The sequence below is a fragment of the Streptomyces tremellae genome (genome assembly GCF_039540215.1).
In the GTDB taxonomy this organism is placed as follows: domain Bacteria; phylum Actinomycetota; class Actinomycetes; order Streptomycetales; family Streptomycetaceae; genus Streptomyces; species Streptomyces tremellae.
In genome coordinates this window covers 39,052-53,968 of sequence record NZ_BAABEP010000019.1, presented here as the reverse complement: position 1 = coordinate 53,968, position 14,917 = coordinate 39,052, and the positions used below count along the sequence as shown (strand labels likewise).

The 14,917-nt window shown below is 73.5% G+C and carries 11 protein-coding genes; 5 read left to right on the top strand and 6 right to left on the bottom strand.

Features of this window, described 5'->3' with window-relative positions:
- Window positions 1-168: 168 nt before the first annotated feature.
- Entirely contained in the window at window positions 169-3,531 is a 3,363-nt protein-coding gene (locus ABEA77_RS15825) for a lectin (protein ID WP_345647114.1), read from the bottom strand.
- 402 nt (window positions 3,532-3,933) lie between these two features.
- A complete protein-coding gene (locus tag ABEA77_RS15820; RefSeq protein WP_345647111.1) occupies window positions 3,934-5,379 on the bottom strand; it encodes an aminotransferase class I/II-fold pyridoxal phosphate-dependent enzyme in 1,446 nt (481 codons plus the stop codon).
- Window positions 5,380-5,620: 241 nt separating this feature from the next.
- Between ABEA77_RS15820 and ABEA77_RS15815 the strand changes: the two genes are divergently transcribed.
- The 5 genes from ABEA77_RS15815 (at window position 5,621) to ABEA77_RS15795 (ending at window position 10,423) form a co-directional block, all read left to right on the top strand.
- Window positions 5,621-6,631, top strand: coding sequence for a substrate-binding domain-containing protein (locus ABEA77_RS15815; protein WP_345647108.1), 1,011 nt, complete (start codon window positions 5,621-5,623; stop codon window positions 6,629-6,631).
- Window positions 6,632-6,699: 68 nt separating this feature from the next.
- The gene (locus tag ABEA77_RS15810) at window positions 6,700-7,533 is read left to right on the top strand and encodes a nitrilase-related carbon-nitrogen hydrolase (protein WP_345647105.1); all 834 of its coding nucleotides are present in this window, start codon (window positions 6,700-6,702) and stop codon (window positions 7,531-7,533) included.
- Window positions 7,534-7,576: 43 nt separating this feature from the next.
- The gene (locus tag ABEA77_RS15805) at window positions 7,577-8,527 is read left to right on the top strand and encodes an ABC transporter substrate-binding protein (RefSeq protein WP_345647102.1); all 951 of its coding nucleotides are present in this window, start codon (window positions 7,577-7,579) and stop codon (window positions 8,525-8,527) included.
- Window positions 8,528-8,618: 91 nt separating this feature from the next.
- Window positions 8,619-9,608: an amino acid ABC transporter permease gene (locus tag ABEA77_RS15800; RefSeq protein WP_345647099.1), complete on the top strand. Its 990-nt coding sequence runs from the start codon at window positions 8,619-8,621 to the stop codon at window positions 9,606-9,608.
- Window positions 9,605-10,423 carry an amino acid ABC transporter ATP-binding protein gene (locus ABEA77_RS15795; RefSeq protein ID WP_345647096.1) on the top strand — a complete coding sequence of 273 codons (819 nt, stop codon included), beginning with the start codon at window positions 9,605-9,607 and terminating at the stop codon, window positions 10,421-10,423. The genes ABEA77_RS15800 and ABEA77_RS15795 overlap by 4 nt, the downstream gene beginning before the upstream one ends.
- 159 nt (window positions 10,424-10,582) lie before the next feature.
- On the opposite strand, the gene ABEA77_RS15790 is transcribed toward ABEA77_RS15795, so the two are convergent.
- The 4 genes from ABEA77_RS15790 to ABEA77_RS15775 form a co-directional block, all read right to left on the bottom strand.
- Window positions 10,583-11,077, bottom strand: coding sequence for a GNAT family N-acetyltransferase (locus tag ABEA77_RS15790; protein ID WP_345647093.1), 495 nt, complete (start codon window positions 11,075-11,077; stop codon window positions 10,583-10,585).
- A 155-nt stretch (window positions 11,078-11,232) separates the two neighbouring features.
- Complete coding sequence (locus ABEA77_RS15785; protein ID WP_345647090.1) at window positions 11,233-12,369, bottom strand: SDR family NAD(P)-dependent oxidoreductase; 1,137 nt, start codon at window positions 12,367-12,369, stop codon at window positions 11,233-11,235.
- A 34-nt stretch (window positions 12,370-12,403) separates the two neighbouring features.
- Window positions 12,404-12,907: a MarR family winged helix-turn-helix transcriptional regulator gene (locus ABEA77_RS15780; protein ID WP_345647087.1), complete on the bottom strand. Its 504-nt coding sequence runs from the start codon at window positions 12,905-12,907 to the stop codon at window positions 12,404-12,406.
- A 151-nt stretch (window positions 12,908-13,058) separates the two neighbouring features.
- Window positions 13,059-14,777, bottom strand: coding sequence for an IlvD/Edd family dehydratase (locus ABEA77_RS15775; protein WP_345647085.1), 1,719 nt, complete (start codon window positions 14,775-14,777; stop codon window positions 13,059-13,061).
- Window positions 14,778-14,917: the final 140 nt, after the last annotated feature.

The following is a 14,917-nucleotide window of genomic DNA, read 5'->3' as shown; positions in this document are numbered from 1 at the left end:
GCGGCACCTCTCTGCGGCAGGCCGGACAGGACGAAGGACCGGACAGGTCCGTCGAAACTACCCGCGCGGCGCCCCGGTGACAGTGCGGCGGGGCCGGTGTCCCGGGAGCGTGCCGCTCCCGGGACACCGGCCCCGCGCCGGGCGGCCCGCCTCAGCGGACCACGGGTGTCACGTGCCGAAGCCGAAGGCGAAGACGTGCGCGCCCGAGTCCGGCAGGGTGACCGAGGCCACCTCCTTCGACGCGTCGAGCGGGACCGTGGTGGAGAAGACGTACGCCTTCACCGTGTCCTTGCCGCCGCTTCCGGTGTCGCGGTAGGCGGTCGTGACGGCCTCGGTGTCGCCGGGCACCGGCTTGGAGCCGCCCGCACCGAGCGTCCAGTCGGAGAAGGTGACCGGCGCCTTCGCGGTGCTGCCGTCGGTGTAGGTGACGGTCAGCGTGCCGGTGACGCCGCTGCCGTCGGTCGGCGCGTTGGTCGCGGAGCCCAGCAGGCCGAGCGTGGCTCCCGTGGAGCCCGGGACCATCGGGATGGTCTGTCCGGCCATCTCGATGTTGTCGGGCTGCCCCGACTTCACGACCGGGAAGGTGTAGTCGATCCCGTCCGCGCTGACCTTGGCGCCGCTGCCGGCTCCCGCGGCCGCCAGCGCTTCCTGGGAGTAGGCCCAGCCGCCGCCGTCGAAGCCCCCGTTGAAGCTCGCGCCGTCCGGGTAGACGCCCTCGTTCGTGGAGTAGGGCCACAGCTCGCCCGGCTTGGCGACGGCGACCCGCAGGGCCGCCGTGCCGGCACTCGCCCCGGTCGCGTGGTCGGTGAGCGCGAACGTGACGGAGTAGTCGCCCTCGTCAGCGGGCGCGGTGACCTTCAGGGCCGCCTTGGCCGTGCCCGACGCCGGCACGGTGAGCGAGCCGGAGTCCGCCGACAGCGTCACGCCTGAGGGCGCGGTGGCCCGCCAGTCGACGGTGGCCGCCTCGGAGCCGAGGTTGGTCAGGTTGAGCGTGCTGTCGCCCGAGGCGCCGGGCGCCAGGACCAGCCCGTCGGCGGGTCCGGTCGCCGCGAGCACCTTGCCGCCGCCCGTGGTGTCGGACGGGGGCACGGAACCGGCCGAGGACGCCCAGGACGTGTTGGGCGTGGTGCCGAGCGCCCAGTCCATCGTGCCGGCCTTCTTCAACTGTCCGAAGGTCAGCCAGGACTGCTTCCACTCCTTGCCCTTGACGTCGAGCGCCTGCACGTACGGAGCCCCCGGCGCCGCCTTCGGGGCGTTGATCGCGAGCTTCTTGCCGTTCGCGAAGGTGATCTGCGCGGCCGGGAAGGCGGGACTGCCGAGGGCCAGCGTGTCGGTGCCCGGGGTCTCCGGGTACATGCCGAGTTCGGACCAGACGTACCAGGAGCTCATCGCGCCGAGGTCGTCGTTGCCGAAGGACCCGACCGGGGCGTTGAAGTACAGCTTCTGCTGCGCCTCGCGGACCGCGGCCTGCGTCTTCCAGGGCTGCCCCAGGTAGTCGTACTCCCAGGGGATCTCGACACTCGGCTCGTTGCTGAGGTCGGCGTCGGTGCTGCCCGGCTCGGTGATGTTGTCGAGCAGGCTGTCGAGGTACGACGAGTAGGCCGCCTTGCCGCCGCGCGCCTGGATCAGCTGCTTGAGGTTGAACGGCACCATCGGCGTGTACTGCGCCGAGGTGCCTTCCACGAAGCCGTTGGAGGTGCCGGGGGTGAAGCCACTCGCGAACTGGCCGTCCTTGTCGCGGCCCTGGATGTAGCCCGTCTGCGGGTTGAAGACGTTCATCCAGTCCTGCGCGCGGGTGGCGAACTTCTTGTAGACGGCGTTCTCGCCCAGCGACTTGGCGTAGGACGCGAGCGCGTAGTCGGCGCTGTCGTACTCAAGTTGCGTGGACACCGGGCCGTAGAAGTTGCAGCAGCCGTAGTCGTTCTCGTCGAGCGGCAGATAGCCCTTGGCGTCCCGCACCGACTCGCCGGGGCGGTCGTTGTTGGGGACGGTCGCCTCGTGCTCCATCGCGGAGAGGGCGTGCGCGGTGTCGAAGCCGCGGGCCCCGAAGGCGTAGGCGTCGGCGATGATCGCCGCGGCCGGGTCGCCGACCATGACGTAGCTCTCGCCGTTGTTCGACGCCCACTTGGGCAGCAGGCCCGTCTGGTCGTAGCCGTTGAGCATCGAGGTGACGATGTCGCTCGTGACCTTGGGCTCGACGGTCGCCATCAGCTGGGTCTGGGAGCGGTAGGTGTCCCAGGCCGAGTAGTTGGCGTACTGGGCCTTCTGCCCCTTGGCCAGCTTGTGGACCTGGTCGTCCATGCCCATGTACTGGCCGTTGTCGTCGGAGAAGACGTTCGGGTGCAGCAGGGAGTGGTAGAGCGCGGTGTAGAACTGCGTCTGCTGGTCCTTGCTGCCGCCGCCGACGGCGATCCTGCCGAGGACGTCGTTCCAGGCGTCGTGGTTGGCCTGGCGCATGCCGTCGAAGTCCCAGCCCTTGACCTCGGCCTTGAGGTTGGCCGCTGCGTTGGCGTCACTGGTGTACGAGATGCCGACCGCGGCGGTGACCGAGGGGTCCTTGCTCGTGTCGAACGTCAGGTACATCCCGTTGGCGCCGGTGGTCGGCGGCTGCGCGGCCTTGGCGCCCCGGGGCGTGGCGGAGGAGCCGCCGGCCTTCCCGCCCTGCGCGGTGTGCACGGTCGGCGAGGGCGCGGCGGGCACGGTGAAGTGCTGTTCGCGCTGCGCGGCCTCCGGGTGCTGCTGGAGGCTCTGCTTGGCCCTGCCCCGGGTGAGGGAGGTGGCGTTCTTGTTGATCGTGGAACCGACCCAGGTGCCGCTGGCCGCGAAGGGGTGGTCGAACTTGATGTCGAAGTGCAGCGTGTACGTGTTGCTCGCGCCGCAGAAGTGGCCGCTGTCGACCGACCCGCTGATCTCCTTCTTGTTCACCACCTGCACGCGCGTGCCGTCGACCTGGGTGGCGCCGCCGCTCAGCTTGAGCAGCAGGTTCGACTGCTGCCCCGCGGGGAAGGTGAACCGCCCGAGGCCGGCCCTCGTGGTGTCGGTCAGCTCGGTCTTGACGCCGTTCGCGTCGGTGACGCCGTAGTACCCGGCGGCGGCCTGCTCGTCGTCGTGGCTGAAGCCGACCGACGTGCTGCCGAGGCTGCCGGAGAGGGCGCCGGTCGTGGGCAGGAACGGCAGGTCGCCCGCGACGCCGCAGCCGGGGCCCGAGACATGGGTCAGGCTGAAGCCGGAGAGCTTCTTGTCGTCGTACTCGTAGCCGCCGCCGGACGGCCGGTCGGGGGTGGTGTCGGGGCCCCACTGCATCATGCCGAACGGCATGTCGGGGCCGGGGAAGTCGTCCACCGCGCCCGAGGTGCCGACGATCGGGTTGACCAGCGACGCGGGGTCCTTGACCAGCTTGGGCGTGGCGGCCGAGGCGCTCGACGTCAGGGCCTGGAGCGGCAGGACGGCGAGGCCGAGGACGGACACCACGGCCAGGCGTCTGCGATATCTGCGGTCGGGGGTGGGCGATGAGGGGCTGCTGTTGACCATTCGATTGCCTCCGCAGCGGTCGTGCTACGCACGGGACGTGCCGGTGGACCGGGGCGGCGCGGGGGCGCCGCCGGGGTCCTGGAAGAGGGTGGCGCGGTCGCGGACCGATAGCCTGACAACGTTGCCACTCTGCACGAGTGACGAGTGAAACGTGGATGGTGATTGCGTGTCAACGCCATCAACACGACTTTCTGCGCGCCCCCTTCGCCACCCCTCGGGACGGACGAACCGTCCCGGAACGGCCGCGATACGGCGCTTCGCCCCACCTCGGACCGGTCCGTGGCCACGGGCAGCCGCGGGCCGCCGAGGGGCGTGTCGCACGGCGTGTCGCACGGCCCGCGCGCCCGACACGCGGGGCCCGTCAGCGCCTGCGCCCCGCGCGCAGGACCGGCCGAGGGGCCGTCAGCGCATCCCGTCCCCCGCGTGCGCCGCGTGCGCGAGCAGGTCCGCGATCTCGTCGAGCGCCGCCGGATCCTCCGTCAGCCGGCTGACCGCGACGCGGACATGGGCGGGCTGTGCGGGCGTGAAGACGAACCGGGTGCCGGGCGAGACGGTGATGCCCCGCGCGGCGAGCGTGACCAGGGCGGCGCTCTCGTCGGCCACCGGCATCCACAGGCTCAGCCCGTCCCCGCCCCTGGTGGGCACGCCGCGCTCGGCGAGCCGCTCCACCATCGCCGTCCTGCGGTGGGCGTACCGCGCCGCCGCGCCCTCGACGAGCTCGGCCGCGGCCGGGTCGGTCAGCAGGTGGGCGAGCGCGTTCTGGAGGATGCGGCTGGTCCAGCCGGTGCCGTAGGTGCGCAGGACGCGCACCTTGTCGACCACGTCGCGCCGCCCGCCGAGCACCGCGACCCGCAGGTCGGGGCCGTGCGACTTGGAGTACGAGCGGACGAGCACCGAGCGCTCGGGCAGCCGCGCGGCGAGGCTCGCCGCCGGGCGCGTCGCGAGCGGTCCGGCGCCGTCGTCCTCCACGAGCACCACGGCGGGCGCGGCGGTGAGGACGCCGGCGAGCCGGTCGGCGCGCTCCTCGGTGACGCTCCAGCCGCAGGGCGACTGGGCCTTCGGCTGGTACAGGAAGAGGGTGGGCCCGGTGCGCAGCGCGGCCTCCAGCGAGTCGGGCAGCGGCCCGTCGTCGTCGCAGGCCACCGGGACCTTCTCGACGTCGTGGGCCTCCAGGATGTCCAGCAGCCGTGCGGCGGTCGGCTCCTCGACGGCGACCCGGTCGCCGGGCACGAGCAGCGCGCGGCAGAGGAGTTCCACGCCCTCGTAGCCGCCGCCCACCGCGGTCCACGCCTCCGCCTCGAACGGCCAGGTGCCCTGCACCGCGGCGGCCAGGCGCGGGGTGAGGGCGACCCTGGCGTAGTCGTTGAGCGCCTCGTCGTCGGTGGCGGCGGCGAGCGCCGCGCCGAGCGGCGGCAGCAGCGCCGGGTCGGGGGAGGCGACGGCCAGGTCGAGGGTGAGGCGGTCGCCGAAGTGGCCGACCCGCTCGAACCTGGTGGGGTGGGGCACGCTCGGCGGGCCGCTGACGACGGAGCCGCGCCTGCCCGAGGTGGTGATCATCCGGTAGGTCCGCAGCTGGCTCCACGCCTGGGCGACCGTCCCCGCGCTGACGGTCAGGGCGGCGGCCAGCGCGCGGACGGTGGGCAGCGTGACGCCGGGCGCGAGGTCGCCCGAGCGGATCATCTCCGTCATCGCGGCCGTGATGCCCCGCGCGCTCGCCTCGGGCAGGCGGGCGGCCAGCTCGGTCGCGGCCACCCGGCCCCCGCCCGCCGGGACCGGCCGCGCCGCCGGCCGCGGCGGCGGGCCCGCGGGGCTCCCCGCGGCGGTGTCCTCGGGGGCCTTGGGGGTCATCTCGTCATCCTTTCAGGGGCGTTGGGCGCCCGCCCGGCCGGGTCCCGGCCCGGGCGGCGCGCTCCCCCGCACGTTACAGGCCGGGCAATCTTTGTACATGCACAAAGACAGTCTTGTTCTGGCCACTGGCTGAACATATGGTCCCGTCACGGCCCGCCGCACGGACCCCGTACGGGACGGGCCTGCCCCGCCGTACCCCCGCCGCCTTCGCGGTGAGAGCCGCCACCGAGAGGAACGTGACGTGCCGCAGCCCCCCGTCCGCCTGGCCCTGCGCGACTGGGACCATGTGACCCCCCTGCTCACCGGCGCCGTCCGGGCGCCGGGCCTCGACCTCGCGATCGAGTCCCGTGCCGTCACCCCCGACGTGCTGGAGGAGCCGGGCCTCGACGGCGGGGAGACCTCCTTCAGCCGGTACGCGCTGGCCCGCGCCGGGGGCGACGACCGGCTGGTGGGGCTGCCGGTGTTCGTGATGCGAGGCTTCCGCCACCGCTGCGTGCTGGTGCGCGGCGACAGCCCGTACACCGCGCTCGAACAGCTCGCGGGGGCCCGCGTCGGCCTGACCGGCTGGCCGGACTCCGGCAACACCTGGACGCGCGCCCTGCTGCGCCGCGCCGGGGTGGACCTGGCCGGGATCGACTGGCGGGTCGGCCCGCTCGTGGCGGGCGAGAGCGGCAAGGACCGGGTCGGCACGCGGCCGCTGCCTGCCAACGTGTCGGTGCTCGCCGACGGCGAGAGCCTGCGGGAGGAGCTGGCGGCCGGGCGGCTCGACGCGGTGTTCACGCCGTTCCTGCCGGACGAGATGTTCACCTCGGGCAGCCGCTTCCGGCAGCTGCTGCCCGACCACCGGGCGGCCGAGCGGGCCTACTTCGAGGAGACCGGCTTCGTCCCCGGCATCCACCTCGTCACGCTGAGGCGAGAGACCGTGCGGGAGCGCCCGTGGCTGCCAGGCGCCGTGCTCGACGCGCTGGACGCCGCGAAGCGCCACTGGACGGCGCGGCGCCGTCTGCTGGCCGACACGACGCCCTGGCTGCTGGACGAGCTGCTCGACAGCGCCGCCAGGTTCGGCGCCGACTGGATGCCGTACGGGACCGCGGAGAACGCGCGGATGACCGCGGCCTTCTGCGCCGAGCTGACCGCGCAGGGCATCGCGCCCGGCCCGGTCGACCCCGCCGACGTCTTCCCCGCCGCGCTCGAACCGGCCGCGCCCCCGCGAGGGCGGCGGGCGGCCGACGCACGCGAGCCCGCGGCCTGACCGGCCGAAGCCGCACCCCGCACCCCGCACCCCGCACCGACGCCACGCCGACCCCCCGGAGCCTTCCCATGCGCATCGCCACCGGACAGTTCGCCGCATCCCCCGACTGGGAGCCCAACCTCGACCGGTGCCGCTCGCTCGCCGCGCGCGCCGCGGCGGGCGGCGCCGACCTGCTCGTCCTGCCCGAGGGGGTGCTCGCCCGCTTCACGGAGGACCGGCACCGCATCCGCGAGGTGGCCCAGCCGCTCGACGGGCCGTTCGTGACCGGGCTCGCCGAGGCGACCAGGGGCACGGACACGGCCGTCGTCGTGGGCATCCACGAACCCTCCGACGACGGGCGGGTGTTCAACACACTGGTGGTGCTGCGCGGCGGGGCGCTCGTCACGGTCTACCGCAAGCTCCACCTCTACGACGCCTTCGGCGACCGGGAGTCGGCCCACGTGCGGCCCGCCGAGGAGCCGCCCGTCACCTTCGACCACGCGGGTACCCGGGTGGGCCTCATGACCTGCTACGACGTCCGGTTCCCCGAGCTCGCGCGGCTGCTCGCCGACGACGGCGCCGAGGTGCTCGCCCTGCCCGCGGCCTGGGTGCGCGGCCCCCACAAGGAGCGCCACTGGGAGGTCATGATCGCCGCCCGCGCCCTGGAGAACACCTGCTGGGTGGCGGCGAGCGGCGAGTGCGGCCCGCGCAACATCGGCAACAGCCTGGTGGTCGACCCGCTGGGCACCGTGCGCGCCCGGCTCGGCGCGGAGCCGGGTCTCGCCTGGGCCGAGGCCGACCCGGAGTTCACCACCGCGGCCCGCGCCTCGCTGCCCGTACGGGCCAACCGCAGGTTCGCCGTCGACCCGCGGGTGCACGCGCCGGGCGCCGTGCCCGCGGGCCCCGCAGCCGTGGGTGCCTGACGCCCCTCACGTCCCCGCACCCCCGCCCGATCCGGAGGCCCCGATGAAGCCAGTCAGCCGCCGCAGGACACCCTGGCCGGCCGCGGCCCTCGCCCTCGCGCTCGGCGTCTCGCTCACCGCCTGCGGCGCCAACCCGCCGGGCGCCGTGGACGCCGTCCAGCGCAGCGCGAGCGGCGTGCGGGTCGATCTGCGCCAGCCGCTCGACCCGGCGCTGCACGCCCGGCTGCCCGCGCGCAACCGGGCCTCGGGCACCCTCGTGTCGGTCAACAACGGCTCGTTCCCGCCGTACGAGATCGTCGGCGACGACGGGCGCAGCCTGACCGGCGCCACCGCGGACCTCGGTGTGGCGCTCGGGCACGTGCTGGGCGTACGGATCAAGGACGTGTCCGCCGACGGGCTGCCCACGCAGCTCACCGGCATCAAGGCGGGCCGCTTCGACTTCGCGCTCGGCCCGATCGGCGACTTCAAGGACCGCCAGGGGTCCGACGACTTCGTGGACTGGGTGCAGGAGTTCGTGGTGTTCGCGGTGCCGAAGGGCAACCCCGACCACCTGCGGTCGCTCGCCGACACCTGCGGGCACCGGATCGCGGTGATGTCCGGCGGGTCCGCGGAGAAGGTCGTCAAGGACCAGGTGAGGAAATGCGCCGCGCGGGGCGACAGGCCGCTCAGGGTGCAGTCGTACAAGGACCAGCCGAGCTCCGTCCTCGCGGTGCGCTCCGGCCGCGCCGACGCCTTCTTCTCCTCGCAGTCCCCGCTCACCTACTTCGTCGCGCAGGCCAAGGACCAGCTGCAACTGGCGGGCGTGGGCGAGGCGAACGGGTTCAGCACGCTCTACCAGGGTGCCGTGGTCGGCAAGGGCTCACCGCTGGGCGGGGTCCTCAGGGACGCCATCCAGCGGCTCATGGACAACGGCACATACCAGAAGATCATGGAGAAATGGGGGCTCAAGGGAAACGAGATCAAGAAGGCGGGCATCAACCTCGCCGTCTCCTGACCCCGTGTCCACCCCGGTCCGCCGTACCCGCCCCGACCCGCCGTATCCGCTCCGACCCGCCGTCCGCCGTCAGCACAGGAGGTGAGCCGACATGGCCGCCCTGACCGGAAAACCCGCTCCCCCGCACACCGGCGACGGGGCCGAGTCCCCGCTCGTCGACGTGGCGGGGGCCACCCCCGTACGGCATCCGCTGCGCTGGCTCGCCGTCCTCGTCCTCGCCGTGCTCGCCGCCCAGCTCGTGCACTTCCTGGTGACCAACCCCAACTTCGAGTGGCCGGTGGTCGGTTCGTACCTGAACGCGAGCGTGATCGGGCACGGCATCGCCACCACGCTCGAACTCACCGTCGTCGCCATGGCGATCGGCATCGTCGGCGGGGTGCTCGTCGCCGTGGGCCGCATGTCGGAGAACCGCGTGCTGAGCGCCGTGTGCGGGGCGTACGTCTGGTTCTTCCGCGGCATCCCCGTCCTCGTGCAACTGGTGTTCTGGTACAACATGTCGGCGCTGCTGCCCCGGCTCTCGCTCGGCGTGCCGTTCGGGCCGTCGTTCGTGAGCGGCGAGACCAACGGCCTCATCACCCCGTTCCTCGCGGCGATCCTCGGGCTCGGGCTCAACGAGGCCGCGTACATGGCGGAGATCGTGCGCGGCGGGCTGCTCGGCGTCGACCCGGGGCAGCACGAGGCGGCCGCGGCGCTCGGCATGGGACAGGGGAGGCTGCTGCGGCGCGTGATCCTGCCGCAGGCGATGCGGTTCATCGTGCCGCCGACCGGCAGCCAGATCATCAACATGCTCAAGGCCACGTCGCTGGTGAGCGTGATCGCCCTCGCGGACCTGCTGTACACCGCGCAGTCGATCTACAACCGCACCTTCCAGACGATCCCGCTGCTGATCGTCGCGTGCGTCTGGTACCTGATCATGACGTCGGTGCTGTACGTCGGGCAGTCGTACATCGAGCACCACTACGCGCGCGGCGCGCACCGCACGCCGCGGCAGAGCTTCTGGGACTTCGCGCTGTTCCGCCGCCCCGCCGCGGCGGGCGCGGTGCCGGGTGGCGCGGGCCAGGCGGCCGAGGAGGAGAAATGAGCGTCCTGTCCGAGCGCCCGGCCGCGGCGGCCGGGCCCGGGGCCCCGATGGTCGCGGCCCGCGGCGTGCGCAAGCGCTTCGGCCACCTGGAGGTCCTCAAGGGGATCGACCTGACCGTGGACCCGGGCGAGGTGGTCGTGCTGCTCGGGCCCTCCGGCTCCGGCAAGTCGACGTTCCTGCGCTGCCTCAACCACCTGGAGGTGCCGGACGGCGGCTCCGTCCACGTGGGCGGCGACCTGATCGGCTTCCGGCGCACCAGGACCGGCGTGCGGCACCTCACCCCGCGCGAGGTGACCCGGCAGCGCCGCGACATCGGCATGGTCTTCCAGCACTTCAACCTCTTCCCGCACCAGACGGTCCTGGAGAACGTGGTCGAGGCGCCCTGCGGGGTGCTCAGGGAGCCCAGGGGCGAGGCCCGGGCGCGCGCCGCCGCGCTGCTGGAACGGGTGGGCCTCGCGGACAAGGCGGGCGCCTACCCGCGCCAGCTGTCGGGCGGTCAGCAGCAGCGGGTCGCGATCGCCCGCGCGCTGGCGATGCGGCCCAAGCTGATGCTGTTCGACGAGCCGACCAGCGCGCTCGACCCCGAGTTGGTCGGCGAGGTGCTCGCCACGATGCGGGACCTGGCGCGCGACGGCCTGACGATGATCGTGGTCACGCACGAGATCCAGTTCGCCAGGGAGGTCGCCGACCGGGTCGTCTTCATGGACGCCGGCCGGGTCCTGGAGAGCGGCACTCCCGCCGAGGTGCTCGACCGGCCGAGGGAGCCCAGGACCCGGGAGTTCCTCGGCCGCTTCCTCGGCGGCCGTACGGAGTGACGCGGGCCGGGCCCCGGGGGGCGTACGGGGGCTGCCGTACGCCCCCCGGGGCCGCGCCGCTCAGGGCAGGTGCGGCGGCTGGGCGGCTGGGTCGCGATGGTCGGGGCCCGCTCCGGCCGGGCGATCGCGTTCACGTGCGCTCTCACACCGCCCCACCCGTCACACCGCGGGCCGGTCCACGGCGTAGACGGTCACCGCGTGGCCGTACAGCTCGTCCTCGCGGCGCGGGGCGAGGCCGAGGCGCTCGGCGACCCGCACGGACGGCGTGTTGCCGTGCCGGATCATCGCCGTGACGTACGGGACGGACAACTCGCGCCAGGCGAACGCGAGACAGGCACGCGCGGCCTCCGTGGCGTAGCCCCTCCCCCACGCCTCGGCCGCGAACGTCCAGCCGATCTCGGTCTCGTCGAACTGCTCCCAGTACTGGAGACCGCAGCGTCCGACGAACGCGCCGCCCTCCCTGAGCTCCACCGCGCAGAGGCCGTGGCCGCGCTCCGCCCACTGCCGTTCGATGCCCGCGAGGCGCTCCTCGGCGCGCTCCCGGGTGTACGAGCCGACGAAGCGGCTGACCCGCTCGTCCGCGTGGAGTGCGACGAACGGTTCCACGTCCGCGCGGGTCAGGGGCCGAAGGACCAGTCGCTCCGTCTCGATCACGCGTCCGATCGTACGGCCCCTGGGCCCGAGCCGGCGGGACAGGCTCAACGGCGCCGTCCGTAGAGCGCCCAGGTCAGCGCCGCGCAGGCGGCGTACGCGAGGGCGCCGGTGCCCGCCTCCCCGGCGCCGGTGCGCCCGGGAGGCGGCGGCGACGGTCAGCTGTTGAGCTTCTTCCAGATCGTGCCGTAGGCGCCGATCTCGCTGAACCCGCCGTCCACCGGCAGGTCGATCCCGGTGATGAAGGTCGCGTCGTCGCTGGCGAGGAAGAGCGCGGCCGAGGCCAGTTCGTCGGGATCGGCGGCACGGCCGAGCGGCGTCATGTCCACCAGCTCCTCCACGAGCTCGGTCGCCGAACTCATCATGGGCGTCTCGACCACGCCTGGGTGCATGGCGTTGACCCTGATTCCCAGCGGCGCGAGTTCGGTGGCCGCCGACTTCGTCATCCCCCGTACGGCCCACTTGGAGGTGGAGTAGGCGGCGACCGGGTGTCCCATGATTCCCGACGTCGAGCCGATGTTGACGATGCTGCCGCCCCCGGACTTCCGCATCAGCGGCGCGCAGACCTGGATGCCGGTGAACTGGCCGGTCAGGTTGACGTCGAGGATCTTGCTCCACGTCTCCGGCGTGGTGCCGGAGAGCGGCCGGCGCTCGTTGATCCCCGCGTTGTTGACGAGGATGTCCAGCCGTCCCGCCTCCTTCTCGATCTCATCCACGACCTGGCGCCAGCGGTCCGCGTCGGAGACGTCGAGCAGCTTGAAGGCCGCCGATCCGCCCGCCGCGCGGATCTCGGCGGCCAGGGCCTCGCCGTCCGTCTCGATCACGTCGCACACGTAGACGCGCGCGCCCTCCCGCGCGAAGCGGCGGGCCTCGGCCGCGCCCTGCCCGCGCGCGCTCCCGGTGATCAGCGCGACCTTGCCCGCGAGCCGCCCGGTGCGCCCGGCCTCCTCGGGGCGGGCCTGCGACGGGGCCTGCGCCTGCGGCTCGCCGTCCGCGGGCCGGGGGTCCAGCAGGAGGGTGTCGACTCGCACGATCTGCGCCATGTCGAATCCCGCCATGTCGGTGAGGAATCCGTCACTGCGCATGTAGTCGCGCATGACCGCTTCCGGATCGTCTCCGTCGCGGAAGCTGACGAGGGCGACCACGGCCTTCGGGTCCCCGGGCGCCGGGGCGAAGGCGTGCGTCGTCACGTGGAATTCGGCCAGGGACGCCACGTGCGCCTCCCAACGGGCGAGGTAGTCGGGCACGGCCGACTCCGACGCCAGGTGATACGTACGCCTTTGGTGGACCGGCATGGGTCTGTTCCTTCCAGGCGGTGCGAGTGCCCGGTCAGGACGTGGTGTCCGGCCGGTTCTGCAAGCGGTGGACCGGGGCGTCCTCCCCGAGCGCGCCGAGCACGGAGTGCAGATGCGCGTTGGCGTCCGCGAGGCGGGAGGCGTCGGCCGGTCCCAGCAGGCGCTGGATGGACGCGTAGACGGCCTCCGTCGTGTCACGCGCCAGGACCCATCCGCCTCCGGTGAGGCGTATCTTCCGGCCCCGCCGGTCGGAGGACTCCGGGAGGCGCTCGACGAGCCCCTCTTCCTGGAGCCTCCGCAGGATGTTGCTCAGCCCGCCGGTGGTGAGGAGCAGGCCCTTGGCGAGCTCCCCGGGACGCAGGCCGTCGGGCCGCGCCGCGACGGCGACGAGTACGTCGAACTCACTGCGGGACAGGCCGAAGCTCCGCGCCGCCGCGACGACTCCCCTGTCCAGCAGGGTGTGCAGCCGTCCGACGTGCTGAGCGAATTCGACCACGGGGCCGGGGGCCGGCGGTGGGACCTCGTTGTAGTGGGGCACTCTTCAAAAGTACATCATCGCAAAAGCTTTTATGATTATGCTTCTGGGGCGGTGAAGGAGAGGGCGGACCTGGGGCGCGCGGAAGGCGGCGGGAGCCTCGTAGGGCCGGGGTGCGCGTGTCGGAGGGCGCGGCGCGGGCCGGGAGCGGGGCTCAGTGCGACTCGCGGCCCACCGCCGGGCCGGTCGCGCCGGTCAGGAAGTCGAGGTCGGCGCCGGTGTCGGCCTGGGTGACATGGTCGACGTAGAGGCGCTCCCAGCCGCGTGCGGGCGCCGCGTACCGGTCGGTGGTCGCCCGGTCGGGGGTGCGGGCGGCGAGCTCCGCGTCCGGCACGTCCAGGGTGAGGGTCCGCCCCGGCACGTCGAGTGCGATGACGTCGCCGGTGCGTACGAGCGCGAGCGGGCCGCCGGCGGCGGCCTCCGGCGCGACGTGCAGCACCACCGTCCCGTACGCGGTGCCGCTCATCCGCCCGTCGCAGACCCTGACCATGTCGCGCACGCCCTGTTCGAGGAGCTTCTTCGGCAGGGGCATGTTGGACACCTCGGGCATGCCCGGGTAGCCGCGGGGCCCGCAGCCGCGCAGCACCAGCACCGAGTCGGCGTCCACGTCGAGGCCGGGGTCGTCGACGCGGGCGTGGAAGTCCTCGACGCTGTCGAAGACGACGGCGCGCCCGCGGTGGCGCAGCAGGTGCTCGGAGGCCGCGGCGGGCTTGACGATCGCGCCGTCGGGCGCGAGGTTGCCGCGCAGCACGGCGATGCCCGCGTCGTCCCGCAGGGGCTCCTCGCGGGCCCTGATGACCTCGCGGTCCCAGATCCGCGCGTCGTCCAGGTGGTCCACGAGGGGCCGTCCCGTGACGGTGAGCGCCGCCGGGTCGAGCAGGTCGCGCACCTCGCGCAGGACGGCGAGCAGGCCGCCGGCCCTGTGCAGGTCGTCCATGAGGAAGCGGCCGGCGGGCTGGAGGTCCACGAGCAGCGGAACCCGGGATCCGATGCGGTCGAAGTCGTCGAGCGTGAGGCCGACGCCGAGCCGGCCGGCGATCGCCAGCAGGTGCACGACGGCGTTGGTGGAGCCACCGATCGCGGCGAGCGCGACGATCGCGTTGTGGAAGGAGGCGCGGGTCAGCAGCGTGCTCGGGGTGCGGCTCTCGCGCACCAGGTCCACCGCGAGCTTTCCGGTGGCGTGGGCGGACTCCAGCAGCCTGCTGTCGGGCGCGGGGGTGCCCGCGACGCCGGGCAGGACCGTGCCGAGCGCCTCGGCGAGCAGGCCCATGGTGGAGGCGGTGCCCATGGTGTTGCAGTGGCCCCGGCTGCGGATCATCGCGGATTCGGAGCGGATGAAGTCCTCGCGGCTGAGGGTGCCGCCGCGCACCTCCTCGCTGAGGCGCCACACATCGGTGCCGCAGCCGAGGGGCTTGCCGCGGAACGTGCCCGTCAGCATCGGCCCGCCCGGCACGACGACGGCGGGCAGGTCGACGGAGGCGGCGGCCATCAGCAGGGAGGGGATGGTCTTGTCGCAGCCGCCGAGCAGCACGACCCCGTCGACGGGGTTGCCGCGGAGCATCTCCTCCGTGGCCATCGCCGCCATGTTCCGCCAGAGCATCGCGGTCGGCCGCAGCAGGGTCTCGCCGAGCGAGACCACCGGCAGGTTGAGCGGGATGCCGCCCGCCTCGTGGATGCCGTCGCGCACCGAGGACGCGACCTCGTCCAGATGCGCGTTGCAGGGCGTGAGGTCGGACGCGGTGTTGGCGATCGCGATGTGCGGCCGCCCGGAGAACGCGTCAGAGGGCAGGCCTCTGCGCATCCAGGCCCGGTGGATGTAGCCGTCGCGGTCGTCGCCGCCATACCACTGGGCACTGCGGAGTTCCGACGTCATCGTGGTCCCGCCCTCCGGGGTTCGACACGGCCGGGCCGCCCCGGGCGCCCGGCGCCGAATCAAGATCACCGACTCTACGCGCAGGGCCCGGCCCCCGGAAGACGGCCGTCGAACCCGTACGGGCCACCCCGCGCACGGCG